General features: G+C 61.1%; 17 protein-coding genes. 13 read left to right on the top strand and 4 right to left on the bottom strand.

The genetic code is table 11. The features are described 5' to 3' along the window. Window positions 1-12: 12 nt before the first annotated feature. The 5 genes from hydA (at window position 13) to JSS95_15765 (ending at window position 5,218) form a co-directional block, all read left to right on the top strand. Complete coding sequence (gene hydA / locus JSS95_15785; protein MBS1801273.1) at window positions 13-1,416, top strand: dihydropyrimidinase; 1,404 nt, start codon at window positions 13-15, stop codon at window positions 1,414-1,416. Continuing rightward, window positions 1,416-2,867 carry an NCS1 family nucleobase:cation symporter-1 gene (locus JSS95_15780; protein ID MBS1801272.1) on the top strand — a complete coding sequence of 484 codons (1,452 nt, stop codon included), beginning with the start codon at window positions 1,416-1,418 and terminating at the stop codon, window positions 2,865-2,867. Before hydA ends, JSS95_15780 begins: the two co-directional genes overlap by 1 nt. Before the next feature lie 155 nt (window positions 2,868-3,022). After that, a complete protein-coding gene (leuB, locus tag JSS95_15775; GenBank protein ID MBS1801271.1) occupies window positions 3,023-4,132 on the top strand; it encodes a 3-isopropylmalate dehydrogenase in 1,110 nt (369 codons plus the stop codon). Between the two features lie 87 nt (window positions 4,133-4,219). After that, window positions 4,220-4,567 carry a GIY-YIG nuclease family protein gene (locus JSS95_15770; GenBank protein MBS1801270.1) on the top strand — a complete coding sequence of 116 codons (348 nt, stop codon included), beginning with the start codon at window positions 4,220-4,222 and terminating at the stop codon, window positions 4,565-4,567. Window positions 4,568-4,870: 303 nt separating this feature from the next. Further along, window positions 4,871-5,218 carry a hypothetical protein gene (locus JSS95_15765; protein MBS1801269.1) on the top strand — a complete coding sequence of 116 codons (348 nt, stop codon included), beginning with the start codon at window positions 4,871-4,873 and terminating at the stop codon, window positions 5,216-5,218. Between the two features lie 96 nt (window positions 5,219-5,314). On the opposite strand, the gene JSS95_15760 is transcribed toward JSS95_15765, so the two are convergent. Next, entirely contained in the window at window positions 5,315-6,097 is a 783-nt protein-coding gene (locus tag JSS95_15760) for an SDR family oxidoreductase (GenBank protein MBS1801268.1), read from the bottom strand. Window positions 6,098-6,360: 263 nt separating this feature from the next. Between JSS95_15760 and JSS95_15755 the strand changes: the two genes are divergently transcribed. From JSS95_15755 to JSS95_15745, 3 genes are all read left to right on the top strand, one after another. Beyond that, the gene (locus tag JSS95_15755) at window positions 6,361-7,839 is read left to right on the top strand and encodes a CehA/McbA family metallohydrolase (protein ID MBS1801267.1); all 1,479 of its coding nucleotides are present in this window, start codon (window positions 6,361-6,363) and stop codon (window positions 7,837-7,839) included. 163 nt (window positions 7,840-8,002) lie between these two features. Further along, the gene (locus JSS95_15750; GenBank protein MBS1801266.1) at window positions 8,003-9,352 is read left to right on the top strand and encodes an alkaline phosphatase family protein; all 1,350 of its coding nucleotides are present in this window, start codon (window positions 8,003-8,005) and stop codon (window positions 9,350-9,352) included. A 102-nt stretch (window positions 9,353-9,454) separates the two neighbouring features. Then, a complete protein-coding gene (locus JSS95_15745; protein MBS1801265.1) occupies window positions 9,455-10,996 on the top strand; it encodes a CoA-acylating methylmalonate-semialdehyde dehydrogenase in 1,542 nt (513 codons plus the stop codon). 223 nt (window positions 10,997-11,219) lie between these two features. Here the strand turns inward: JSS95_15745 and JSS95_15740 are convergent, their stop codons facing one another. The 3 genes from JSS95_15740 to JSS95_15730 all read right to left on the bottom strand — a co-directional run bounded on the left by JSS95_15740 (window position 11,220) and on the right by JSS95_15730 (window position 15,683). Then, window positions 11,220-12,857, bottom strand: a complete 1,638-nt coding sequence (locus JSS95_15740; GenBank protein ID MBS1801264.1) for a hypothetical protein — start codon at window positions 12,855-12,857, stop codon at window positions 11,220-11,222. A gap of 592 nt (window positions 12,858-13,449) precedes the next feature. Continuing rightward, window positions 13,450-14,808 (bottom strand): aminotransferase class III-fold pyridoxal phosphate-dependent enzyme, encoded by a 1,359-nt coding sequence (locus tag JSS95_15735; GenBank protein ID MBS1801263.1) that lies wholly within the window; start codon window positions 14,806-14,808, stop codon window positions 13,450-13,452. A gap of 152 nt (window positions 14,809-14,960) precedes the next feature. Beyond that, a complete protein-coding gene (locus JSS95_15730; protein ID MBS1801262.1) occupies window positions 14,961-15,683 on the bottom strand; it encodes a GntR family transcriptional regulator in 723 nt (240 codons plus the stop codon). Window positions 15,684-15,915: 232 nt separating this feature from the next. Here JSS95_15730 and JSS95_15725 point away from each other — a divergent pair, with 232 nt between their 5' ends. The 5 genes from JSS95_15725 to JSS95_15705 all read left to right on the top strand — a co-directional run bounded on the left by JSS95_15725 (window position 15,916) and on the right by JSS95_15705 (window position 26,436). Beyond that, the gene (locus tag JSS95_15725; protein ID MBS1801261.1) at window positions 15,916-19,251 is read left to right on the top strand and encodes a TonB-dependent receptor; all 3,336 of its coding nucleotides are present in this window, start codon (window positions 15,916-15,918) and stop codon (window positions 19,249-19,251) included. 92 nt (window positions 19,252-19,343) lie between these two features. Then, entirely contained in the window at window positions 19,344-20,633 is a 1,290-nt protein-coding gene (locus tag JSS95_15720; GenBank protein ID MBS1801260.1) for an acetylornithine deacetylase/succinyl-diaminopimelate desuccinylase family protein, read from the top strand. After that, the gene (locus JSS95_15715) at window positions 20,630-22,078 is read left to right on the top strand and encodes a sodium:solute symporter family protein (protein ID MBS1801259.1); all 1,449 of its coding nucleotides are present in this window, start codon (window positions 20,630-20,632) and stop codon (window positions 22,076-22,078) included. Before JSS95_15720 ends, JSS95_15715 begins: the two co-directional genes overlap by 4 nt. A 39-nt stretch (window positions 22,079-22,117) precedes the next feature. After that, complete coding sequence (locus JSS95_15710; GenBank protein MBS1801258.1) at window positions 22,118-23,206, top strand: P1 family peptidase; 1,089 nt, start codon at window positions 22,118-22,120, stop codon at window positions 23,204-23,206. A 167-nt stretch (window positions 23,207-23,373) separates the two neighbouring features. Beyond that, window positions 23,374-26,436, top strand: coding sequence for a PD40 domain-containing protein (locus tag JSS95_15705; protein ID MBS1801257.1), 3,063 nt, complete (start codon window positions 23,374-23,376; stop codon window positions 26,434-26,436). The last annotated feature ends 164 nt before the right edge of the window (window positions 26,437-26,600 follow it).

Below are 26,600 nucleotides of genomic sequence, written 5' to 3'. Positions count from 1 at the left end.
CAACGGAGCGCCATGGGAACACTGATCCAGCACGGAACCGTCGTCAACGCCGACAGCACGCAAAAGGCCGACGTCCTCATCGAAAACGGCGCGATCACCGATGTCCGCGCCGCCATCGACCCCACGGGCCACACCACGGTCGACGCGACCGGCCTCTTCGTCCTCCCCGGCGGCGTCGACGCGCACACGCACATGGACATGCCCTTCGGCGGCACCGTCTCCGCCGACGACTTCCTCACCGGCACGCGCGCCGCTGCCATCGGCGGCACCACCACCATCGTCGACTTCGCCATCCAGGCACGCGGCACACGCATGCGCGACGCGCTCGACATTTGGCGTGCCAAGGCCGAAGGCAAGGCCTGCATCGACTACGGCCTGCACATGATCGTCACCGACCTCGGCTCCGACGCAGGCAAGCAGGGGCTCAACGACATGGACGACATGGTGCGCGAAGGCGTCGCCAGCTTCAAGCTCTTCATGGCCTACCCCAACGTCCTCATGGTCGACGACGGAACCATCTTCAAGGCGCTGCAACAGACATCGAAGAACGGCGCGCTCGTCTGCATGCACGCCGAAAACGGCTCCGCCATCGACACCATCGTCCAGCAGGCTCTCGCCGAAGGAAAGACCGCGCCCGTCTATCACGCACTCACGCGCCCAACGAAAGCTGAAGCCGAAGCCGTCCACCGTTCCATTGCCCTGGCCGAGATCGCGGGTGTGCCCGTCTACATCGTCCATCTCTCCAGCGAAGACGCACTCAATCAGGTCCGCGAGGCGCGCGATCGCGGCCTGCCCGCCTTCGCCGAAACCTGCCCGCAGTACCTCCTTCTCTCGCTCGAAGACCAGATGCCCGGCAAGAGCTTCGAAGAAGCAAAGTACGTCTTCACTCCGCCGCTGCGCGAGAAGAAGAACCAGCCCAGGCTCTGGGACGGCCTCGTCCACGACCACCTCCAGGTCGTCTCCACCGACCACTGCCCCTTCTGCTTCGCCGACCAGAAGCAACTCGGCAAGGACGACTTCACCAAGATCCCCAACGGCGGCCCCGGCGTCGAAAACCGCCTGCAACTGCTCTTTCACTTCGGCGTCAACGCTGGAAAAATCTCACACGAACGCTTCGTCGAGATCACCTCCACCGCACCCGCACGGATCTTCGGCATGTATCCGAAAAAGGGCGTCATCGCTCCAGGCTCCGACGCCGACATCACACTCTGGGACCCCAACGCCGAGCACACCATCTCCGCCGCCACACACAACATGCGCTGCGACTTCTCCATGTTCGAGGGCTGGAAGGTCAAGGGCAACGCCAGCAAGGTCTTCTCGCGCGGCGAACTCATCGTTGACAAGGGCAAGTACATCGCGCAGGCAGGACGCGGCCAGTACCTCCGCCGCCAGGCCCGCGGCGGAGCGTGGACATGATGCCGCCCGCGAGTGCCACAACATCACCTGACATCGCCTATCAGGACGTCCCCCACGACCCGCGCCTCTACAACGACGACCTCGCGCCCACACCCCCCTCGCGCCGCACCTGGACCACCTACAACTACATCGCCCTCTGGTTCTCCATGTCGATGGAGGTGACGACTTACATGCTCGCGTCGTCATTGATCGCAGGCGGCATGAATTGGAAGCAGGCCGTGGGCACCATCCTCCTCGGCAACCTCATCGTTCTGCTGCCCATGCTGCTCAACGCGCACGCCGGCTCTAAGTACGGCATTCCGTTTCCGGTCTTCGTGCGCGCATCGTTTGGCACACGCGGCGCAAACATCCCCGCGCTGCTTCGCGCGCTCGTCGCCTGCGGATGGTTCGGCATTCAATCGTGGCTCGGCGGACAGGCCATCTTCGCCATGCTCAATGTGCTCTGGCCGCAGACGGCAAACCGGCCGGGAGTGCTCTGGGTCTGCTTCCTCGGCTTCTGGCTGCTGAACATGTTCGTCGTCTGGCGCGGCGTTGAATCCATCCGCTCTCTGCAAAGCCTCTCCGCGCCCTTCATGCTCGTCATGTCGCTCACGCTCCTCTTCTGGATGCTGCACCAGGCAGGCGGCTTCGGCCCGATGCTCTCCACGCCGAGCCGGTTCCATTCGACTGGAGAGTTCCTGAAGTTCTTCTTTCCCTCGCTCACCGCGATGGTCGGCTACTGGGCTACGCTCTCGCTCAACATCCCCGACTTCACCCGTTACGCCAAAAACCAGGACGCGCAGATCGTCGGCCAGGCATTTGGTCTTCCAGTTGCGATGACGCTCTACTCCTTCATCGGCATCGCCTGCACCTCGGCCTCGGTCTCCATCTTCGGCGAACCCATCTGGTCGCCCATCACGCTGCTCGGCCGCTTTCACCAGCCCTTCGTCGCATTCCTTGCGCTGATCGCGCTGCTGGTGGCCACGCTCAACGTCAACATCGGAGCCAACGTCGTCTCGCCGTCGAACGATTTTTCCAACCTCGCGCCGCGCTACATCAGCTTCCGCACCGGCGGACTCATCACCGGCTTTCTCGGTCTCGCCATGATGCCTTGGAAGCTGATGTCGAGCTTCGGTAGCTACATCTTCGGCTGGCTGATCGGCTACTCCGGCCTGCTCGGCCCGGTCGCCGGAATCATGATCGCCGACTACTTCCTGCTGCGTCGCACGCAGCTGGATACGAACGCTCTCTATCGCCGCACTGGCGTGTACGAGTATGCGAACGGCATCAACCCCAGGGCGCTCGCCGCACTGGCTGCGGGGGTCTTTGTCGCGCTCATCGGGCTGGTCGTGCCCGCCGTGCGGTTCCTCTACGACTACGCCTGGTTCGTCGGTTTCTTCATCGCCGGAGCGGTGTACCTGGCGCTGATGAAGGCCTCCTCCCCGGTCGCCGTGGCGGAGCTTGCCGAATAGATTTCCCTCTCTCATCCTCCAGAGTGCATGTCAAGAAAATTGTTCCACGTGGAACAATTTGTGTGCTGTCCCTGTTCCACATTCCTGTGTCTGCAATTTGCCTCCCGGCTCGGCGATGTCGTATGCAAGAAGAGGTTCAAGGGAAAGGAAAATTTGTGAGCGAGTCATTCAGGATTCTTGTGTTGCCGGGCGATGGTATCGGGCCCGAGGTGATGGAGCAGGCCGTCCGTGTGTTGAAGCAGGTGGAAGCGCGGTCAGGCGCGCGCTTTGAACTGGAGTACGCGCTCGCCGGAGGATGCGCCATCGACGCGCACGGAACGCCGCTGCTCGATGAGACGATGGAATGCGCCCGCGCCTCCGACGCCGTCCTCTTCGGCTCGGTTGGGGGGCCGAAGTGGGAGGGCCTCGGATTTGACCTGCGCCCCGAGATTGCCATCCTTCGCCTGCGCAAAGAGCTGAACCTCTTCGCGAACCTTCGTCCTGCTCTGCTCTTCGATCCGCTGATTGAGGCAAGCACGCTTAAGCCCGAGGTCATCCGCGGCCTCGACTTGATGATCGTGCGTGAGTGCGCCGGCGGGCTCTACTTCGGTGAGCCGCGCGGCATCGAGACGCTTGGTAATGGAGACAAGCGCGGCTACAACACCGAGACGTATTCGACAGATGAGATCGAGCGCGTGGGCCGCGTCGCATTTCATCTCGCTCGCGAGCGGCGCAACGAGGTGTGCAGCGTGGAGAAGGCCAACGTCACCGAGAGCGGTCTGGTGTGGCGCGAGGTGATGACGGCGCTTCATCAACGCGAGTTCCCGGACGTCAAGCTGCGGCACATGTACGCTGACAACTGCGCCATGCAACTGGTGCGCGCGCCGAAGCAGTTCGACGTCATCGTTACGGGCAACATGTTTGGCGACATCCTCTCCGATCTCGCGTCGATGCTGACGGGAAGCCTCGGAATGCTGCCCTCGGCGACGATCGGCGCGACACGGGCCACGCGGTATAACCCTGCGGTCTACGAGCCGATTCACGGCTCCGCGCCTGACATTGCAGGCAAGGGGCTGGCGAATCCGATGGCGCAGATTCTGAGTGTCGCGATGATGCTTCGTCTCTCGCTCGGGATGCCGAACGAGGCCGCGCAGGTGGAGCGGGCCTGCATCGACGCGCTCGCAGAAGGAGCTCGAACGCCCGACCTTGGCGGTACGTTCACCACCGTTCAGGTGGGCGATGCCGTGCTGAGGAAGCTGGAGAGGCTGACTGCGGTTTCAAGCTAGTCCGTCATTCAATCTAGTTCGTCATGCAACTCGCTCGTCATTCTGAGCGAAGCGAAGAATCTCAGTAGTCTTTGGAGGCAGAAACGAATGTCACCTGAGCAGGCTTACGTATACATCATGTTCAACAGTAGAAGGGTGTTGTACGTTGGTGTTACGACGCGGTTGGCAGATCGAGTTCGCGAACACAAAACCGCCACGGGGGCTACGTCGTTCACTGCTCGCTACAACATCCGAAGCCTTGTTTATTACGAGTCTTACGAATCTGTCTCTCGTGCTATTGCGCGAGAGACGGAATTGAAGGGATGGTTGCGGAACAAGAAGGTTCAACTGATTGTGTCGATCAATCCTACTTGGCAAGACTTAAGTCGCGATTGGGGTAAGTCCATTACGAAGTTTGATGAATCTCAGATGCGCCGCCCTGAAACCTTCCGATGACTCGATGGCGTGGAAAATACTGAGATTCTTCGCCTTCGGCTCAGAATGACGGCTCTAAGGCTTTTCCTGCGCGTAGATAGATTTGCGCGGTGGGGAGATTCGGGTATATGCTCCAACGCATGAATCATCGAGCGGCGATCGAGTTGACGGCGACACCGGCGAATCGGCCGGCATCGCGCTCTGCCGCGCTCGCGATTCGGTCCATTATTTCGGCCATTTCAGGTGGTGGCGCGACGTAAATCCGAATTGAACGGAAGACACGAAGCCCGCCATAGCACAAGCTCTGGCGGGCTTTCTCTTTGGGTGAACAACTTTTTCGACAGCGAAAGGTCGGGCAAGGCGATGGTGTTTACGTACCGGATCACGGCAGTGGCAAGGCCCAGGCTCATCATGCGGCTGGCGCAGATCTACGACCAGCAGTTGCTCGAGATCGACCGGTTGAACGTCGTTCGCGAGCGCGACGTGACCGCGGTCCGCATCGAGGTCACATGCGATGAGTTTCTTGCTCACAGGGTCCACGCCAAGCTCTACCGGCTTGCCGATGTGGTCCACGTTGAGCTTTCGAGCGCGCGGGACGGGCTCGTTGCCGAGGGAGACATTCCCAACCCGAATGCTCCCTCGCAGTTCGATCCGCTAACGCCACAGCCTTGAGGACGATGGCTGCCTGGGCTTGGTTCATCCCACCCTTCACTGCGTGAAGGGTGGGGCACCCGAGTGCTGGTGGCTGCGGTTCGAACAGACAGGCCTTTACAGCGGTGGTGTGAAGCGTCCGTCGATCGCGGTCCATCCGCCGTCGACAATTGTAAGCGTACCGGTTGCAAATGATCCGGCGTCCGATGCGAGGTAGACGACTGCGCCTGCCATCTCATGCGGCTTGGCCCAGCGGCCGAGCGCGCTCTTGTTGGCGTAGGCATTGTACCAGTCCTTGTTGGCGGCGATGGGGGCAGTGAGCGGCGTGTCGACGACGCCGGGGCCGATGGCGTTGACGCGGACGCCGTGCGGTCCAAGCTCGGCGGCGAGCGTGCGGCACATCTGCAGAACGCCGGCCTTGGTTGCGGCGTAGACGCCCTGGCCGGGCTCGACCGTCTGCGCGCGGATACTGGCGAAGGCGATGATGCTGCCCTTGCCGCGCGCCTTCATGTTGCGTCCGGCGGCGGTGATCAGGCGGAAGGTGCCTTTGAGGTTGAGTGTGAGCACGCGGTCGAACTCTTCTTCGCTCATGTTGAGCAGCTCTTTGCGGACGTTGATGGCGGGAGTGCTGACGAGGACGTCGAGGTCGGTGAGGCCCTCGAAGATCTTCTTGACCGCATCGCCGTCGCGCATGTCGAAGGGAATGGGCTCGGCGCTGCCGCCGGTGCTCTTGATGGCGTCGGCGACCTTCTGCGCGGCTTCGACGTTGAGATCGCCGCAGAGGACGTGCGCTCCATGCGCGGCGAGACCGAGGGCTGCTGCTTCGCCGATGCCGCTGCCTGCTCCAACGACGAGCGCTTTTTTGCCTGAGAGATCGAAAAGTTTCTTGTAGTCGAACAAAGGGCTGCTTCCTTTCGGATGTGAGTTCTGAGGTGCGCTCGCGGGTTCGGTTCGGTGTTGCCGACGCGCAATGCTGTTTACTGTAAACCCGTGGTGGGTGATTTATGCAAATCGGATGCTTGGCCAAAGATCGTTGCCGCTAAAGCAAACTACAGGGATTCTTTGCTGCGCTCAGAATGACGGCACTGGAATAGTGCAGTGAGAAATGGTGCTGGTATGCTGCATCGCAGGCGTTTTACAACTTCTGTTTGAGGTTTCCGATCATGCGCTTCATGAGTTACATGCAGGCTGCCGTTGCCCTATCATTGCTGGTTGTTTCGCCGATGGTGTTTGCGCAGAATGCGCCGAAAGACCCTTCACTCGATCTCGAGCTGCATGGCACGATTGCTCCGGAGAAGATCGGCACACATGAGACGCAGACCTTCACGATGCCGACGGGGATCGAGCGCATGGACGTGGAGCTGGATTCGCCCGGCTTTCAGAAGGGCATGTACGTCACGGTGGGGATGTGGGACCCGGAGCGTTATCGCGGCGAGGGCCGCGCAAAGTTTTCCATCTCGACGGTGACGGCGACGGGGCCGTACATGCCGGGGCCGCTGATTCCGGGCGTTTGGAAGGTGTCGTTCGGGTTCAACTACGTCGCTCCCGGGGCGCACGGCGAGTACACGCTGAAGATTCATCTTTCGCGCAGGCTCGACCCCGAGCACTACGCGGTGCTGAATGCGAAGCCGGGATGGTACATGGGCGACCTGCACTCGCACACAGGCAACACGGATGCGGTGTGCAGGAGCCAGTCGGGGAAGAATGTGCCGTGTCCGGTGTTCAAGCTGCTGGCGGCGGCGGCCGCGCAGAAGCTCGACTTTCTTGCCGTGACGGATCACAACACGCAGGCCACCTTCAACGAGCTGGACCAGGTGCAGCCCTACTACGACAAGCTTCTGCTGATCGCGGGCGAAGAGGTGACGACAACGCGCGGCCACGCGAACGCGTGGGGCACGATCGGTTTTCTGGACTATCGCGTGTGGGAGAAGGGGTTCACGGTGAACAATCTCTTCGACCAGGCCCACGCGCAGAATGCACTGGTGAGCATCAATCACTTCTACTGGCCGTGGGACGGCAAGTGCCCCGGCTGCGGGTGGGGATGGATGCCGATTACGGACTTCTCGAAGGTGGACGCGATCGAGGTGATCAACGGCTACCACGAGCATGGGTCGTGGTTCACGCCGCCGCCGGGCAACGGCGTTCCGCTGTGGGAGAAGCTGCACGCCGAAGGGCTGCGTCCGACGGGCGTGGGCGGTGGCGATGAGCATCGCGGCGGCGAGCAGTTGTCGCTGCATGATGGCGTGGGCATTCCGACGACGGTGGTGTATGCGAAGGAGCTTTCGCAGCCGGCGATCCTTGAGGGCATCAAGGCCGGCCACGTCTACGTGAAGACGCATGGGCCGGATGGGCCGGAGCTACTGCTGACCGCCGGGACCGCGATGATGGGCGATGAGGTGAAGGCCGCCGAGAGGAGCGCGGTGGAGTTCACGATCTCGACCAACGACCGCTCGGGCGCGCAGTTGCGGCTGTACGTGGACGGCAAGCCGGTGGCCGATCAGCCGGTGTTGACGAATGGGGCGGCGAGCTACCGGTGGGTCTCCGACGGCAAACGTCACTGGGTACGGGCTGAGCTGGTGGATGGAGAACCTGGAAGTGATCCGGTGGTACTGACGAACCCGATCTACTTGAATTGGCGGTAAGGGTTCGAGCTTCGCTCGAATGAACCCAGGTCTCAGAATCGAGACCTGGGGCACCCGCTGCGTGGCTGCCTGAACTTCGGTATACCGTTTGTTGACATTTGGCGATTGGCTGTCTACGATGAAGTTTCTTCAGTATTTGCCACTACTTCCGCCAGGAGACGGCATGTTCAGGACTCTCTCGCGCGTTGCAGCATTGCTGGCCGTTGCGGTGGGATATTGCCCGTTTTTGGCAGCGAAGGGCCCTGTGGCGAAGCAGGTGATCCTGGTCTCCGTGGACGGCATGACCCCGGTGGAGTACGAAGCGGCCGATGCGCATGGACTGAAGATTCCAAACCTTCGCGCGCTGATGAGCGCAGGCTGTGCGTCGCCAGGGATGATGGGCGTGTTTCCGGCGAGCACCTATCCGAGCCACACGGCGATGATTACCGGGCAGCCGCCGGCGGCGCATGGCGTGATCAGCAACACACCGATGGACCCGTTCAACCTGGAGTTTGGCGGCTGGTATTACTTCGCCGAGAAGATCAAGTCGCCGACGCTGTGGCAGGCGCTGCACACGGCGCACCTGAAGACGGCGGCGGTCTCGTGGCCGGTGACGGTGGGTGCGGACGTGGACTACCTTCTGCCGGAGTATCGTCCGGTGCGCACGGAAGAGGACATCGCCCTGATGCGCGTGATCTCGACGCCGGGGCTGTTCGCCGAGATGCAGAAGGAGAACACGACGGCGCGTCCGATGTCGGACGACTGGCGCACGGACGCGACGATTGCGATTCTGCGCACACGGAGGCCGTCGCTGATGGCCCTGCATTTGAGCGAGTTGGACGAGGCGCAGCACAAGTACGGCCCGCACACGGCGGAGTCGCATGCAGAGTTGGAGAGGATCGACGCGCAGATCGGGAAGATCCGCGCTTACGTTGAGCAGTCGGGACGGGCGTCGGAGACGACGTGGATGGTCGTCTCCGACCATGGGTTTCTTCCGGTGACGAAGCTGTTTCATCCGCTGATCGCGCTGCGCGAGGCGGGGCTGATTACGACGGACAGGAACGGACGCCTGACGGACTGGAAGGTGTATCAGCGCAACCTGACGGGCTCGGTTTTCTTTGAGGCGAAGGACCCGAACGACCGTGCGAGCATCGAGAAGGCGACGGAGATTGTTCGCCGGCTAGCGGCCGATCCCGCGAACGGAATCGCGCACGTGTACACGCCGGAGGAGTTGAAGACGATGGGGGCCGATCCGCTGGCGTTTCTTGCGATCGACGCGGTGGAGGGATTCGGCTTCGGCAGCAACCTCACGGGGCCGTCGGTGACGGATTCGGCGAGCAAGGGAGCGCATGGATACAGTCCGCAGGTCCCTCAGATGCATCCATCCTTCATTGTTTCTGGCGTGGGGATCGAGAGGTGCGGCGGCGCGTTGGAGGGGGTCTCCATTGAGGACGTTGGGCCGACGGCAGCAGCGCTGCTGGGTGCGACGATTCCTGGCACTGAAGGGCATGACATTCGCACGGGGAAGAAATAGCATTGCATATAATGCAATGCTATTTGCTTATCATGAAGCATGACATCTATATTGGTAGGCGAATATAGTTGATTCGTATCTCCAGGGAATCGAGGTTCCACCATGTCATCGACAGCCATTGCACCTGAGGCCGCAGCGTCAGGCGCGGATGTTCGCGAGATTACACACTGGATCGGGGGCGCGCGAGTCTCCGGTTCGTCGGGCCGCTTCGGCGACGTGTTCAACCCTGCGACGGGCAAGGTGCAGGCGAAGCTTCCGCTGGCCAATGGCGCGGAGCTGAACAAGGCGGTCGCGGCGGCGCAGGAGGCGTTTCCCGCATGGTCGGCGCTGCCTCCGCTGCGCCGGGCGCGCGTGCTGTTTCGCTTCCGCGAGCTTTTTGAGCAGAACATCGACCGGATCGCCGGGATCATTACGTCGGAGCATGGCAAGGTCTTTTCGGACGCGAAGGGCGAGGCGATGCGCGGGCTCGAGGTGGTGGAGTTCGCGGTGGGGATTCCGCACCTGCTGAAGGGCGAGTTCTCGGAGAAGGTCGGCTCGGACGTCGATAGCTGGTCGCTGCGTCAGCCGCTGGGAGTGGTTGCGGGGATTACGCCATTCAACTTTCCGGCGATGGTTCCGATGTGGATGTTCCCGATTGCGCTGGCGTGCGGCAACACGTTTGTGCTGAAGCCGAGCGAGCGCGATCCCAGCGTGTCGATCGTGCTTGCCGAACTGCTGAAGGAGGCCGGGCTTCCGGATGGCGTCTTCAACGTGGTGCATGGAGACAAGGAGTCAGTCGACGGGTTGCTGGAGCACCCGGATGTGAAGGCCGTGAGCTTTGTGGGTTCGACGCCGATTGCGGAGTATGTGTATGCGAAGGGGACCTCGCACGGAAAGCGTGTGCAGGCGCTGGGCGGAGCGAAGAACCACATGATCGTGATGCCGGATGCGGACATGGACCAGGCGGCCGATGCCCTGGTGGGCGCGGCGTATGGTTCGGCGGGCGAGCGCTGCATGGCGATCTCGATTGCGGTGGCCGTGGGGCATGAGACGGCGGATGCGCTGCGGGCGAAGGTGATCGAGCGCATCGGCAAGCTGAAGATCTCTTCGGGCATGGAGAAGGGCGCCGACATGGGGCCGCTGGTGACGAAGGTGCATCTCGATCGCGTGAGCGGATATCTGGACCTGGGGGCGAAGGAGGGCGCGGAGCTGGTTGTCGATGGCCGCAAGGGAGCGCTGCCGAAGGGCGAAGGGTTCTTCATGGGAGCGACGCTGTTCGACCACGTGAAGCCGGAGATGCGTATCTATAAAGAGGAGATCTTCGGGCCGGTGCTGGGGCTGGTGCGGACGAACAACTTCAAGACGGCGCTCGCGCTGATCGACGAGCATGAGTTCGGCAACGGCACGTCGATCTTTACTCGCGACGGCGACACGGCTCGCGAGTTCGCGAACAATGTCCAGGTTGGCATGGTTGGCGTGAACATCCCGATCCCCGTGCCGATGGCGTTCCATAGCTTCGGCGGATGGAAGCGTTCGCTGTTTGGCGATCACTCGATCTACGGGCCGGAGGGTGTGCGGTTCTACACGCGGATCAAGACAATCACGGCGCGGTGGCCGACGGGGCTCCGCGAGGGCGTGGATACGTCGATGCCTACGCTTGGGTAGGTGATCTTGGTTGTGGAGGCCCCGGAGGTGTTCCGGGGCCTCTTTGTTATTCAAGGCTGTTCGAGCTTCGCTCGCATGTCCCACATCTGGCGATGATGCCGCCAGATATGGGGCACCGGTTTGGTGGTTCACACGAAGATATGTGTGCAGCCGCGAGGAGACTAGGGGATTCTTCCCCTTCGCTTTGCTCAAGGGCCAGAATGACGTCGTCTTTATTGGGCGCTTACAGCGTGCCGATGCTTAGTTTGGTGTCGGCGTGTTGCCATGCGCTCTGAAACTCGGCATGTGTCTTTGCGGCTTCGGCGGATTTCTTTTGTGCGAGTTGCGCCTGCCAGAGGCCGTAGAGGGAGCGGCCGTTGCCGGGGTTGATTTCGAGGTCGCGTTGGAAGACGGCTCCGGCTTCGGCGGGCTGGCGGTTGCGTAGGAGTGCGCCGCCGAGCGATTCGCGCACGGGGTAGTACCAGTCGGCGGGCTCGTTGTAGAGGAAGGTGTCGTTGAGCGCGACGGCCTTCTTCCATGTCTCGATGGCCTCGGGGAGGTTGCCCTGTGCTTCGAGGATGCGGGCGTCGAGCACGTCGAGCGCTAGCTGGAGCGCGGATTTGGCGGGATTCTGGAAGTCGGGGATGGCGTCGGCTGGGAGCTGGTTGATTCTCGCGGCGAGTGCGGCGCGCTCTTTTTGCGCTGCTGCGATCTGGTGCTTCGCGGCGAAGGCGCTGCCGCGTGCGTAGTGCCAGAAGGCGGTGAGGTTCTGGAGCCGCGGCTCGGGCATGGGTGAGGCAAGGATGGTCGTCCACTGCTGGAAGCGCGTGAGCATCCAGGGTTGCGTCGGCATGTACCACTCGGTTTCGGGATGGTCTTTGGTCGCGGGCAGGACTTGCGCGACGAGTTCGCGAGCGGCCTTCTGGGTGCAGGCGTTGTTGCCCTCCATGGCGCAGGAGGCGGCGAGGAAGTGAATGTTGTGCACGTAGTACATGTTGTAGTACATGTTCGTCACGTGATCGAGGTGCTGCGACTGGAAGTAGGCCTGGTCGGCGGCGACGGCGCGCTCGTTGGCCAGGGCGGAGCCGTTGAAGTTGCCGGTGCGCTGGTAGATGTGCGCGGGCATGTGGACGAGGTGGCCTGCGGTGGGCGTGGCGTCTTCGAGATACTTTGCGGCAGCGAGCGCGATCTCAGGATGCGGTGAGGCCTCTGTGGCGTGGATGAGGAGATGGTTCGCGCCTACGTGATGAAGGTCTTTCTTCAACACCGCTTGTAGCGTGGAGACGATCTCGTCGGTGTGCGGCGCGGCGGTGCCATCGGGGTTCCAGAGCTTCCAGGGGTTGAGGTCCATCAACGCTTCGGCGTAGAGGGTGGCGGCGTCGAGGTCGGCGGGGTATTTGGCGGCGAGGGACTTCATCGCTTCGGCGTACTCGGGGCCGCGGACGGCGATGTTGTCGCCGGTGCCGGTGTAGCGCGTGGAGAGCGCGTCGATATAGGCCTGCTCTTCGGGCGCTTGTGCAAGGGGGCGGGCCTTGGCGAGAGCGTCGATGGCCTGCTGCGCGCGCTGGTGGCCGATGTCGATGTCGTTGTAGTTGGGGCCGACGGCGAGGGCGACTCCCCAGAGCGGCATGGCGGCGGCGGGGTCGAGGTCGGCGGCCTTCTGGAAGGAGCGGCGTGCCTCGTCGTGGTTGAAGGCCCAGATGTAGTCGAGTCCCTGGTTGAAGTAACGCTGCGCCTCGGGGCTGGTGGTGCGGATGGTGTGCGCGGAGTTGCCGAGTCCGTGGACGAGAGGGACGGGGCGGTGGTCGCCGTCGTGCGACATCGGCATCTGTGCGGTGGCAGAGGTGGCGAGGAGAAGGGCGACGGCGAGCGCGGATTTCATGTCTGTCCTCGTAGGGTCTTGCTTCCCACCCTTCGCGATGAACCTGCGAAGGATGGGGCACCCGAATGGAATTGCTGCTCCGAGCGAAATACTGAGATTCTTCGCTGCGCTCAGAATGACGGCAAAGGCAACTGCAACGGCAAAAACAAAGGCTGTCGCGCTTTGCGCGATGAACCCAGGTCTCAGAATCGAGACCTGGGGCACCCGGCGAAGGCAATGGAAGTGATGAAAGAGATGGCAATAACGCAGGCTTTCATGAGTGTCCTCGTATTTAGCCGGTCTTAGAGGACGACTTTAGAACTTTCTGGTGTCCACGACGTGTGGCTCACGAAGGACAAGTGAACCTCATAACTGAGGCTCATAGAATCCCCAAACGTTTGCTGAGAGTTCGCCAGTTGCAAACCTGATGCGACGGTCATCTACCGCAATCTCGTAAATAGACATGCCATGCATTTGCCAAGGATAGCTGGGATGGGGCAACAGCACGTTGGCTTCATCCGTTTTGTTCCAGGCATGATCCCAAACGTTCACACCAGAAATCCAAATGGGATCCCTTTCTGCGACAACACCAACTGATTTCCATCTACGCACGTTACACCGTCGCAAGCTGAGGCAACGCTTCGTCCGCCATGATGAGAGCCTTGTCGAGAGCATCGACGGCCTTGTCGATGTCGGCCTTCTCGATGATGAGCGGCGGGGCGAGGACGAAGTGGCTCATCCATGCCTGCATCACTACACCTTCGGCGAGCATCTTGGCGGCGATCTGTTCGACCACGATGGGTTTGCCGTCGAGCTTCTCCTGCCAGGTGTTGAAGGGGGTCTTGGCCTTCTGGTCTTTGACGAGCTCGACGGCCCAGAAGAGGCCGAGGCCGCGCACGTCGCCGATGGAGGGGTGCTTGGGCTTGAGGGCGTGGAGTTTTTCGCCGAGGTAGGCTCCCATCTCGTTGGCGCGCTCGACGAGGTTGAGCCGCTGCATCTCGCGGATGGTGGCGACGGCCGGGCCGAGGGTCATGGGGTGCGCCTCGTAGGTATGTCCGTGGGCGAAGTAGTTCTCCTCGAAGAAATCGGCGATCTTCTGCGTGGTGGCGCAGAGGCCGAGGGGAACGTAGGCGGAGGTGATTCCCTTGGCGGTGGTGAGGATGTCGGGCTTGATGTCCCAGTTGTCGACGGCGAACCACTTGCCGGTGCGACCCCAGCCGGCCATGACCTCGTCGGCGATGAGCAGGACGCCGTGTTTGTCGCAGACCTCGCGCAGCTTCTGGAAGTAGCCGGGCGGCGGGATAAGGACGCCGTTGGTGCCGACGACGGGCTCGACCAGGACGGCGGCGACGTCGCCCTCATTGGCGATCATGTAGTCGAGGTAGTCGGCGCAGGCGATGCCGCAGTCGGGGTAGGTGTGCTTGAGCGGGCACTTGTAGCAGTTGACCTCGGGTGAAAAGAGGATGCCCTGGCCCTTGCCGCGCGGCTCCATGGGCCAGCGGCGCGGGTCGCCGGTCGCGGCGATCGACATGGAGGTGGAGCCGTGGTAGCTGCGGTAGCGCGAGATGACCTTCGTCTTGCCGGTGTACATACGCGCGATCTTGAAGGCGGCCTCGTTGGCATCGGTGCCGGAGGTGGTGAAGAAGAACTTGGTGAGTCCGGCGGGGAGGACCTCGAGCAGCAGCTTGCTCAGCTCGGCGCGCGCAGTGGTCGCGTAGAAGGGCGCGGCATAGGCGAGGGTCTCGGCCTGTTGTTTGATGGACTCGATGACGGCCTTGTTGTTGTGGCCGAGGTTGGAGCACATGAGCTGCGAGGAGAAGTCGAGGTAGCGCTTGCCGTTGCCGTCGGTGAAGTAGCATCCGTCGGCGGAGACGAGGTGGTTGGGGTTCCAGAACTTCTGCTTGCGCCAGGTTCCGAAGTTGTGGTCCTTGGTGAGCTGGATGACTTGCTGCGAGGTGAGCTGTTCTGACATGTGAGAACTCCGTACTGGTGCTGATTGTGTGCCGGTCTCTTTTCCTGAACGGTCTAAGGCGCTACCGGCAAAATGCAGGTCCCTCGACTGCGTCATTGCTTCGCAATGACTTTGCTCAGGATGACAATTCTCTATTCATCTTATTTTTGCCTTCAAGCGCGACGGGCGCGGGAACGGGTATTGGGAATTGTGCCGTCGAGTGAGTTGCTGGCGTCGAAGACAGCTTCGCCAAAGCGGATGGCGCTCATCAGGAGGCTTGCGCTGCGGTCCATGGCCATGCGGATGTGCTCTTTGGCGCGACAGCGCGCCTCTTCGGCATCGCGGTCACAGATGGCATCGACGATTCTGATGTGCTCGGCCACGAGCGCCGGGCCGTAGGAGTCAAACGGCAGTCCGAGATAGAAGAAGCGCATCAGCCGGATGTGTATGTTTGAGACGAGGTCGAAGAGCCGCTTGTTGCGGGTGGACTGCGCGATAAGCGTGTGAAGCTGGTAGTTCTTCTGGATGAACTCGCGGTAGCTGGAGCGGTCGCCGACGCGGTACTCGTAGGTGGCGAGGTCTCTCATCTGGTTTAACTCTTCGGAATTGGCGCGTTCTGCGGCGAGTGCGGCGGCCTCGGGCTCAAAAATGAGCTGCATCTCTTCGAGGTCGTGAAACTCTGCGACGGAGAGTGGGGCGATCATATATCCGCGGAAGGGGATGATGCGGATCAGTCCCTCATGCTCCAGGCGGCGGCAGGCTTCGCGTACCGGTGTGCGGCTGGTATTGTAGAGGCGTCCGAGCTCGGCCTCGGAGAAGGCCCGGCCGGGCGTCAGCTCGCATTCGACGATGTCCTGTCGAACCTTGCGGTAAAGAGGTTCTACGATGCTTTCCATAAGGCTCCACGAAAGAAGTGATTTAATACAGCAGAACTGGCCTTGTCAGGATATACGGCAGCGCAAGCGGCAACGGTATTGAAAATGTTCACGAACAGTATACCGTTTGTTGACAAGGTGAGCGGGTCAGTATATTGTCACCCCAATCCCGTAGTGAAGCAGCATGGCATTCAAAGCACCTGTGGCATAGGTGCAGGCTATACCTCTATTTTTGCAATTGTTCGGAGGTTTTATGCGTGAGGCACTTGTTCGCTCCCTGAGTGGTTCCCTTGCGGCAGTTCGCCGCCTTCTTCCTGTGTTGTTGGTTGCTGGGTTGTTCTGCGGATGCCGCGACCTGGTGGCGCAGGCTACTGGCGTGGTGGCGGGTGTCGTCTCCGATCCGGCCGGGCAGGTGGTGCCTGGGGTCAAGGTTGAGCTGACCAGTATGGCGACCTCGGAGACGCGCACCGTAACCTCTGCCTCCGACGGCGCGTACCAGTTTCCTCTGGTGAACCCGGGCGAGTACCGGCTGAAGGCGACGTCGACGGGCTTCAAAACGATCAACGTCGAGAAGGTTCAGGTGGTCGTCAACGGCACGACGCGCATCGACGTTCATCTGGCGGTCGGCGGCGTGGTGGAAGAGGTGACCGTGACCGGCGCCGCTCCGCTGGTGGAGACGGGCAACGCGACGCTGGGCACGGTGGTCGATCACCAGGCCGTCGTGGACCTGCCGCTGAATGGCAGAAGCTTTGCGCAGTTGGGCACGCTGATTCCGGGCGTGATTGCGGCCCCGGCCACGCTGGGCGGGACGGATGGCAATGCGACGCCGGGCGGCTTCGGGAATACGACGGGCAGTTTCAATGTGAACGGCATGAGGAACCAGTCGAACAGCTTTCTGCTCGACGGCGCGCCGAACAACGACTCGTTCAATAGCGGGTTCGTGATGCGGCCTCCTCCTGATGCGATCGAGGAGTTTAAGATCATGACGCACTCCTATGACGCGCAGTACGGCCGGAGCGCGGGCGCGGTTGTGAACGTGGTCACGCGCTCGGGAACGAACACCTGGCACGGCGGTGTGTGGGAGTTCAACCGCGAGGCGGCGCTGGCGGCGAAGAACTATTTTTCGACGGTGAAGCCGAACTATCAGCAGAACCAGTTTGGCGGCGCGGCGGGCGGCAAGATCATTCGCGACCGTCTGTTCGTCTTCGGTTTTTATGAAGGCTTCCGGCTGAAGGATGCGACCAGGAATGTGCTGAACCAGAGAGTGCTGACGTCGGCGGAGCGTGGTGGAGACTTCTCGGCTTCGGGCGTAACGATCCGCGATCCTTTGAACGGCACGCAATTCAACTATCTGGGAACTCCGAACCGGATCGATCCCTCGCGTATGAGCGCGGTGACGAACTACCTTCTGTCGACTTACATTCCTCTACCCAATTCGCCGGGCGGGTTCTACGTGGCCTCTCCCGCGAATATCGACAACCGCGATATGTGGGGTATTCGCACGGACCTCAAGCTGAGCAGCCATTCGCTGCTTGGCCGTTACATGCGGTCGCACCAGAACCTGTACGGGCCGATCACCCCATCGAACTTTCCGACGACGGGCAACCGCCAGATCATGACGCTGCAGGATGCGATGGGGTCGGACACGTGGGTGATCAGCTCGAACAAGATCAACGTTGCCCGTTATGCGCGCCAGTGGATCGGCGGTACGCCCAACGCAACCAGCGGTCTTGATCTGAAGACGGCAGGATATGCGTTCAACTCGTCGAACCCGCAGGCGAAGGGCCTGCCGAATGTTGTCGTAACCAGCTTCTTCAGCCAGGGCGACCTGCAGCAGCCGTTCGCTTCACGCAGCAACAGCGTCGATACCATCTCCGACGACTTCACGTGGACCAAAGGCAAACATACCCTCCAGTTTGGCGGAGAGGTGCGGCGCGATGGAATCGGCCTGCTGTACATCAACCGGCCCAACGGCGCATTTACCTTTGGAAACTTCTATACGGGCTATGCCCTTGCCGATTTCTTCCTTGGCCTGCCGCAGACGTTCCAGCAGGGCTCGGGCGATCCGGCGTTGAACGGCAAGTCGTGGACGTACTCGGGCTATGCGCAGGACCAGTTCCGCATCAATCGGAAGCTGACGGTCGTTGTGGGCGGGCGTTATGAGGTGAACCAGCCTTACACGGAGGCCAAGGGGCATCTTGCCGCGCTGCATCCGGGGCAGCAATCGACGGTACAGCCGAATGCGCCTGTGGGGCTGGTCTATCCAGGCGACAAGGACACGCCGGGTGCGACGTATTACGCCGACACCAACAATATCTCTCCGAGGCTGGCCGCGATCTACGATCCCGCCGGCGACGGCAAGACAGTTTTGCGCGCGGCGTGGGGCATCTACTTCGACAGCGTTCCGGGGCAGGGCGACTTCTTCCAGAACGGCACGCTCGCACCACCCTTCCAGCCGCTGCAACAGATCGACCTGAACACGCGTCCGCTGAGCCAGGCGAGTCCGACGTACTTCTCGAACCCATACGCCGGAACTGCGACGGGGCCGGTGGGCTTCCCTCCGGGGATCACCTTCATCGGCTGGAGCCTGCCGCACTCGTACAAGGCGCCGCGCGTACAGCATTACAACCTCGGGATCGAGCACCAGTTTACGCAGAACATGGGCTTCGAGCTGGGCTACGTTGGAACGCGGGCGTATCAGTTGCCGATCTTCATCGAGGTGAACCCGACGAACGTAGTGGCGTCGACGAGCGCCACGAATGCGTATGCGGCGGGGACGCGCGCAGTCTTTCCAGCGCTGGCGCTGGCGCGGCCGACGTTCTCGGTGGCGCAGAGCTGGTACGACTCGTTGCAAGCGCGGATGACGCTGCGTAGCTGGCACCGCGCTACGGCGACGGCGGCATACACCTGGGGCCGTTCGATCGACGATGTGTCGGGCCTGAACATCGGCAACGACTCGCGGCCAGTTCTGCCGGTGACCATCGGCGACGACGCATCGATTGATCGAGCTCTGGTGCGGGAACGCGGCAACGCGCTGTTCGATACGCGCAATCGCTTTGTACTGAGCTTCGGGTACGAGCTGCCGCGGTTGCTGGGCAAGCCGGCGGTCGAGCGACTGCTGGTTGGAGGCTGGCAGGTGAACGGAATCTTCCAGGTGCAGTCGGGCAATCCGCTTACGGCGGTCAACTCGGTGAATACGGCGCAGTCGCTCACGTTCCGTCCGAACATGACCTGCAACCCGAACCAGGGAGCGGCGAAGAAGCCGGGAGCGACGCAGCTCTTCTTCAACACGTCCTGCTTCGCGCTGCCGACGATCGGATCGAAGATCGATAACAGCCAGTCGGGCAACGAGCCGAGAGGCGTGATTGTCGGGCCGGGGTTCAATACGACGGACGCGTCGATCTTCAAGATCTTCCGCATCACGGAGAACCAGCACGCGGACTTCCGGTTTGAGGTCTTCAACGTCTTCAACGAAGCTCACTTTGCGCAGCCGGGTCTGACGTTTGGCGCTACGACCTTCGGACGTATTACGTCGACGGTTGGCAACGACTCGCGTGTAATTCAGCTTGCCGTGAAGTACGGCTTCTAGCAACAGGCCGTCCGGGCGGATGCGCGAATCCGTCCGGACGGCGTTCATCGTTCCCCCTCGCTTCTGGCGAGCGTTCTTCCGCGAGGTTTGAGATGGCAGCAGCAGCGATACCAGCAAAAGTGCAGGATGCGATATGTAGCAGCGTGGACCAGATCAAGGACGAGATGATCTCGTTCTTGCAGGACCTGGTCCGTGTGCCTACGGTGAATCCTCCGGGAGAGAACTATGTCGCTGGCGCGGAGTTGATTGGCGGTCAGTTGAAGAAGTTCGGTTATGCGGTCGACTACATTGCCGCCGAAGGAATGAAGGAGCACACGCCGGCGCATCCGAGGGTGAATGTGTTTGGGCGCATGACGGGGTCGGTGGCGCGGCCTTCGCTGCACTTCAACGGGCACTTCGATGTTGTTCCTGTGGGCGATGGCTGGACGAAGGACCCGTTTGCCGCGGTGATTGAAGACGGCAGGATGTATGGGCGCGGGGTTTCCGATCAGAAGGCTGGAATTGCGGCGTCGATCTATGCAGTTGAAGCGGTGAGGCGCGCGGGGCAGAAGCTGCGCGGCACCGTGGAACAGAGCGGAAGCGTGGACGAGGAGAGTGGCGGCTTTGCGGGTGTAGCGTATCTCGCGCGGCAGGGCTGGCTGGGCAAGGACAAGAACGACTATGTCATCATCACGGAGCCGACGGACACGAGCCACATCTACCTGGGGCATCGCGGAGTCTACTGGTTCAAGGTGACGACGCACGGGCGCATCGCGCATGGGAGTATGCCGCACCTGGGAGTGAGCGCGATCGACCATCTCGCAGATTTTTTGCACGGAGTGACGCACGACTTGAAGCCGAAGCTGGCCACGCGGAAGACGGCGATTCCGGTGCAGCCGCCGAAGTCGCGCTATGCGAGTATCAACGTGAATTCTGTATTTGGAGGGCAGCCGGAAGAAGGGACGCACTCGCCTTGCGTGGCCGATCGATCGGGGGCGATCTTCGACCGTCGCTTTCTCACAGAAGAATCGTTCGACGAGGTGAAGGGTGAGGTTGTGGAGATGCTGGAGGCCTTCAAGGCTGCGAACCCGGAGTTCAAGTACACGATGGAAGACCTGATGATCGTGCATCCCGTGCACACAGACGAGAGCTGCGACCTGGTGCAGACGCTTGGCGGATGTATCGATCAGGTGGTGGGGAAGAAGGCGGTGTTTGCAGCGAGCCCGGGAACGTATGATCAGAAGCACGTCGTGCGCATCGCCAACGTGGCGCAGTGCGTGGCATATGGGCCGGGGCTGCTGAGTCAGGCGCACCTGCCGGACGAGTACTGCATGATCGACGACATCGTTGCTTCGGCGAAGGTGATGGCGTTGACGGCGGTGCAATTGCTGGGGACCAAATGAATATCTACCTCATCGCGCTGCTGGTGTACTCCATCTTTCTGATGGGGCTCGGCATTGTGATGAGCCGGCGGGTGAAGAATTCGTCGGACTTTCTGGTTGCGGGGCGTAGCCTCGGAACGGGAAGATTGTTTGCGACATTTCTGGCGGCCAATATCGGCGCAGGCTCGACCGTAGGGGCGACAGGCCTGGGCTATCGGCTGGGAATGTCGGCATGGTGGTGGGTGGGCTCGGCGTGCATCGGCACGTTTTTGTTGTCGCAGTTTCTGGGGCCGAAGCTGTGGAAGATCGCTAAGGCCAACAACCTTGCGACGTTGCAAGACTACCTTGAGTTTCGTTACAGCAAGGCGGTGAAGGCGGTCATCTCGATCCTGTTCTGGTTTGGCGCGCTGGCGATTCTTGCGGGGCAGTTGATTGCGATCTCGTGGATCCTGAACACGGTCGCGGGGATTCCGAAGTGGCAGGGGTGTCTGATCGGCGGCGTGGTGGCGATCGTTTATTGCACGGCGGGCGGAATGATGTCTTCGTCGTTCGTGAACATGTTCGAGCTGGCGGTGACGATGTCGGGGTTGCTGCTGGCGGTGCCGTTCGCGCTGCACGCGCTGGGCGGATGGTCGCACATGCACGACATGGTGCTCGCAAACACCGGCAGCGCGGAGAAGACGGCGGCGCTGTTCAGCGTTACGGGCGCGGGAGCGAAGCAGGTGCTGGCGTGGTTCGCCATCCTGATGCCGTCGTTCATGATTTCGCCGGGGCTGGTGCAAAAGGTCTATGGCGCGAAGGACGTGGCGACTGTGCGGCGGGGCGTGAGCATGAACTCGCTGGGCCAGGCGATCTTTGCGTTCGTGCCTGCGGTGCTTGGGCTTTGCGCGTTTGCAGCGCTGCCGCACCTTGCGAACCCCGAGCTTGCGCTGCCCGCGGCGATGAAGATGCTGCTGCCGAAGTGGCTGGGGATCTGGACGCTGGCGGCGATCTTTTCAGCAGAACTGAGTGCGACGGACGCGATCCTGTTCATGCTTTCGACGTCGCTGGCGGTCGATCTCTACAAGACATTTTTGAACCCCGGTGTGTCGCAGGTGAAGTTGCTGTGGGTAAGCCGGGTGGCGTCGGTACTCGCGGGAGTTACCGGAATACTGCTGGCTGCTGTTCTGCCGTCAATTATTCAGGCGGTCTCCATTTTTTATGGATTGATTGCTGTGTCACTGTTTGTGCCGGTTGTTGCCGGACTGTATTCGCGGCGGGTGCTGTCGGCGGCGGCGCTGAGTAGTATCTTTGCAGCGCTTGCGGCTACTTTGGTTGCGATTCGTGTAACGCACGGCAGCGGCGTGGGAGTGCTTTCACCGCAGGCCATCGGCATACTCACAGCAGCCATCGTAATGATCGGGTTTCGAGTATTCGCTCCTGCGACGCCCAAGCCGACGTCGCATGTTGAAGGGGTCGTTTCATAGCAACGAATCGTTTGATATTGTCCTGGAGAGGTTTGATCGATGAAACGTCGTGAGTTTGCCCGCAATCTGCTTGGTCTTCCGCTTGCCGCAGCGCTGCCTTCGACGGCTGCGTTTGCCGCCAACGAGCCTTCGCCGCTGCCTCCCGGCGGCTCGATTACAGATGTGCCCGGGTTGAAGGTCGGCCATCACACGCTGAAGGAACGGCCCACGGGGTGCACGGTACTGATCTGCGAGACCGGCGCGACGGCTGGCGTTGACGTGCGTGGATCGGCGCCGGGGACACGCGAGACCGATCTGTTGTCGCCGATCAATTCGGTGCAGCAGGTACAGGCGATCCTGCTCTCGGGCGGTAGCGCGTATGGACTTGCCGCCGCTACCGGCGTGGTGAAGTGGCTTGAGGAGCACAACCTCGGCTACAAGATTGGCAAACTGGGCGTTGTCCCGATTGTGCCTGCGGCCATTCTGATGGACCTGGGTGTCGGAGACTTCAAGATTCGTCCGGGCGAAGAGCACGGCTATAAGGCATGCCTGGCGGCGTCGAGCGAGCCGGTGGCCGAGGGCTGCGTTGGTGCGGGAGCGGGCGCAACGATCGGTAAGATGTTCGGGCCGAAGTACACGATGAAGTCGGGGCTTGGTACGGCGAGCCATAAAGTGCCCGGCACGGACATCGTGGTTGGCGCGCTGGTCGCCGTGAATGCAGTGGGTGACGTCGTCAATCCGCACACGGGCAAGGTCGTTGCTGGTGCGCGAAGCGAAGACGGGAAGGGCTATCGCGATTCGATGGAAGCGATGATGAACGGCTATCGCGTCGTGGTGCAGAATGCCGCGAATACGACGATCGGCGTTGTCGCGACGAATGCTCCCTTCACCAAGACACAGATGACGAAGATTGCGCAGATGGCCCATGACGGCTACGCGCGCGCGATCAACCCTGTGCATACGATGGGCGATGGCGACACGATCTTTTCGATGTCCACCGGGACCGCAAAGGAGAAGGCCGATGTGACGGCAATAGGGGCCATCGCCGCGACCGTGATGGCGCGCGCGATCGTTCGTGCGGCGATGCAGGCGACGAGTCTTCCTGACCTGGGACTTCCGGCTTATCGCGATTACGTTGGAAAGCCTTAAGAACAAGCGGGTTCAAAGGAATGTATCTCATGCGCACTTCCCGGCGGTTGTGTCGGCTCTCAGTGTTCTGCCTCTCTCACGCTGCGCTCTGAGGTCTGGTAACATCGGCAGCCTCGGTCGAAATGGTTGAAACTTCACTGTGCGTCTGCCATTGAGAGGAAATTCCTATGCACCATGTTTTGCGGCCCATCCGCTGCGCAATTGTTGCCGGTCTCATCTCTTCCTGTGGTGTTGCCGCCACGCCCAGGTCGAAGACCATCACGGTCGACGAAGGCACCGACATGCAGGTAGCGGTCTCGCCGGACCACAAGACGCTTCTTGCCGATGTCCAGGGACTGATCTTCTCGATTCCATCGGCTGGAGGAGTTGCAAAGCAACTGACTTCACCCATGCAGGAGGCGTCGCACCCTGACTGGTCGGCAAAAGGAGATCTTGTTGCTCTACAGTGCTACGCCGGTGGAACATTCCATATCTGGACGATGAAGCCCGATGGCAGCGGGTTGAAGCAAGTGACAAATGGACATGGCGATGACCGCGAACCTCGACTGTCGCCCGATGGAAGCACGATTGCGTTTTCCTCCGACCGTGCCTTCAAGGGGTCATACGACATATGGACGGTGAAGATCGACGGGAGCGATCTGAAGCAGATCACTCATTCGGCGGAAGACGAGTATGAGCCGAACTGGTCGCACGACGGCAAGCGCCTTGTGTTTGTGTCGGGCTCCGGCATCCAGGCGAAGGCGATTGAGACCATAGAGCTTGGCAATGGGAAGCGTTCGACGATTGCGCTAGTTGACCCGCTGAAGGCGCGTGTGAATGCTCCGAGCTTTTCGCCAGATGACTCGCATATTGCGTATGTGCGGTCCGACGGTTCCGGCGCGGCCCTTAGCAGGAGCCGCCTGATTGTCGCCACTGTTGCAGATGCTTCGAAGCCAATATATATAGGCAAGTCCGATGATGCGTTTCCATTTCCGGCAACGTGGCTTTCAGATGCGGAGCTGATCTATACAGGCAGCGGAAAAATACTGAGGGTGAAGCTGCCCGCATCAGCGGAGACAGCGATCGCATTTACTGCGGCAATCCCGCATGTTCGTCCGCAGTATGCGCATAGGCAGTATGACTTCGATGAAGCGGCTCCACATGCGGTCAAGGGAATCTATGCTCCAGCGTTTTCGCCGGATGGCCGGCAGGTGGCATTTGTTGCCTTGAACCAGCTCTACGTGATGACCATCGGCGAGGCCCCGGCGGCGATTACGCACGATGTGTTCTACAAACAGGGGCCGGCGTTTTCTCCCGACGGAAAGTGGCTGGCCTATGTCTCCGATCGCAGTGGGATCGAGAACATTTATCTGCACGATGTTTCGAACCTGGATTCGACGGAAGATGACTGGCGTATCGCACCAGGCAATAACGCGCAGATCATGCCTGCCTGGTCGCCTGATGGAAAGCTGATTGCGTTTCAGGACCAGACCGGCGCGACGCTGCTGATCGACGTTGCTTCAGGAAAGATCTCGCCGCTGGCTGCCGCGACGTTCTTTCCGGGCCGCGCTGCCTTCGCTCCCAATGGAAAGACTGTTGCTATTGCGACCATCCATCCGTATTCAAAGCGTTTTCGAGAGGGCACCAGCGACTTCCTGATGGTCGATCTTGCGACGAAGGCGACGAAGTTCTATTCGCCGGCGCCATATGAGTCGGTGACGACGCGCACAGAAGATGGCCCGATCTACGCGCCAAATGGCAAGGAGCTGGCCTTCGTGCTCCGCGACCAGCTTTACACGATGCCGGTCGACGCTGATGGATATCCCTCGGGCCCGGCAGTGAAGCTGAATGACGAGACGACCGATGCGCCGACGTGGTCCGGAGACTCCGCGCACATCCTTTATCTCTCGAACGGCAGGCTTCGGATGATCGATCGTGCGACGGGGAAGATCACCCCTGTTCCTGTCGACCTGACTTATACGCAGGCAAAGCCAAAGCAGAAGCTGCTGATCCATGCCGGAAGGTTCTGGAAGGGAAGCGGCCCCGAAGAATTAAAGGATGTGGATGTTTTAGTCACAGACAATCGCATCACCAGCGTCGGGCCACACGCGGCAACTCCTCCGGCAGGCGTGACGCAGACGATCGAGGCCCCGGATTCGACGGTTCTGCCGGGGCTGTTTGAAAACCATGTTCACGCCGACTCCGACAACGGTATCTATTACGGCGACCGGATGGGGCGTCTCTGGCTGATCTACGGCGTCACCGAACTGAGGGGGATCGCAGACAACGCATACCGCGCCTTGGAGCATAAGGAGTCATATATCTCCGGAGCGGCTACCGGGCCGCGCGTCTTCAATACCGGCGAAGCGGTGGATGGCGAGCGCGTCTACTACCCGATGATGATTGCGACAACGTCGGAGGAGCAGCTTCATCGTGAGTTTGATCGGCTGAAGGCGCTGGACTTCGACTTTGTGAAGCTCTACGTTCGGCTCCCTTATGCGTGGGCGAAAGAAGGTGTCGACTATGCGCATTCGCAGATGGGCGTGGAGACGGCATCGCACTATCTGCTGCCGGCGGTTGCTTTGGGTGAAGACGGGATGAGCCATCTCTCTGCCACGGCTCGCACAGGCTGGGCCTACTCGCGCTCGCTGACCGGGCACTCTTACAGCGATGTGCAGAAGCTGCTGGTCGACTCCGGGATGTGGACGATCTCGACAACGTTCTCGCAGGTTCCATACGCGGACGATCCGGGCATGGCGACCGATCCGCGCCAGGCGATAGCGCCGCCGTGGGAGAACAAGCGTCTACGTGCCGCAGTGGAGACGGCCACGCACACCGACATGAGCGCGATGACGGCCCGCCTTCAAAATGAAGAGTCTGTTGTAGCGAACACATACCGCAAGGCCGGGCTGATTCTTGCCGGTACGGACTCGCCGCTCGATATTCCTGCCACCAGTCTTCATCTGAATCTTCGTGCCCAGGTGAAGTATGGACATCTCGAACCCTGGCAGGCGCTGGAGACTGCCACCAGTCTTTCTGCAAAGGCGTATGGCTTGACCAGGGACCTGGGTACGCTGGAGCCAGGAAAGCTCGCCGATCTGATCATCGTCTCGGGCGATCCTTTAAAGAACATCGAAGATGCGGCGCGGATCCAGTGCGTGGCGAAGAATGGAAAGCTCGAATCCGTAGCGTCGATTATGGCGCCATTCGCAAAGTCCGATATAGGAGAGAGCATCTGCCCGGCCAGGTAGGTGTTTTTCGGATGCCTTCATGAGACTATGATGAAGCCATCGCCCGGTTCAGGAGCTTGTGGCGAGACGGAGGTTTCATGAGGGCAGGCAAAGGGAAACTGATGGGCGCTGTCCTGTTCGCGTCCGCCGTTGTTGTTCTGGTGTGGCATCCGAAGGCACCCTCT

The sequence above is a fragment of the Acidobacteriota bacterium genome (genome assembly GCA_018268895.1).
Classification (GTDB): Bacteria; Acidobacteriota; Terriglobia; order Terriglobales; family Acidobacteriaceae; genus Edaphobacter.
Note: the sequence above shows the minus strand (reverse complement) of the source record. Positions and strands in the feature narration are given on the sequence as shown.

Coding starts and splice junctions, on each gene's coding strand:
- hydA (MBS1801273.1), top strand. CDS start 13: ATGGGAACACTGATCCAGCACGGAACCGTCGTCAACGCCGACAGCACG.
- JSS95_15780 (MBS1801272.1), top strand. CDS start 1,416: ATGCCGCCCGCGAGTGCCACAACATCACCTGACATCGCCTATCAGGAC.
- JSS95_15770 (MBS1801270.1), top strand. CDS start 4,220: ATGTCACCTGAGCAGGCTTACGTATACATCATGTTCAACAGTAGAAGG.
- JSS95_15755 (MBS1801267.1), top strand. CDS start 6,361: ATGCGCTTCATGAGTTACATGCAGGCTGCCGTTGCCCTATCATTGCTG.
- JSS95_15750 (MBS1801266.1), top strand. CDS start 8,003: ATGTTCAGGACTCTCTCGCGCGTTGCAGCATTGCTGGCCGTTGCGGTG.
- JSS95_15745 (MBS1801265.1), top strand. CDS start 9,455: ATGTCATCGACAGCCATTGCACCTGAGGCCGCAGCGTCAGGCGCGGAT.
- JSS95_15740 (MBS1801264.1), bottom strand. CDS start 12,857: ATGAAATCCGCGCTCGCCGTCGCCCTTCTCCTCGCCACCTCTGCCACC.
- JSS95_15735 (MBS1801263.1), bottom strand. CDS start 14,808: ATGTCAGAACAGCTCACCTCGCAGCAAGTCATCCAGCTCACCAAGGAC.
- JSS95_15730 (MBS1801262.1), bottom strand. CDS start 15,683: ATGGAAAGCATCGTAGAACCTCTTTACCGCAAGGTTCGACAGGACATC.
- JSS95_15725 (MBS1801261.1), top strand. CDS start 15,916: ATGCGTGAGGCACTTGTTCGCTCCCTGAGTGGTTCCCTTGCGGCAGTT.
- JSS95_15720 (MBS1801260.1), top strand. CDS start 19,344: ATGGCAGCAGCAGCGATACCAGCAAAAGTGCAGGATGCGATATGTAGC.
- JSS95_15715 (MBS1801259.1), top strand. CDS start 20,630: ATGAATATCTACCTCATCGCGCTGCTGGTGTACTCCATCTTTCTGATG.
- JSS95_15710 (MBS1801258.1), top strand. CDS start 22,118: ATGAAACGTCGTGAGTTTGCCCGCAATCTGCTTGGTCTTCCGCTTGCC.
- JSS95_15705 (MBS1801257.1), top strand. CDS start 23,374: ATGCACCATGTTTTGCGGCCCATCCGCTGCGCAATTGTTGCCGGTCTC.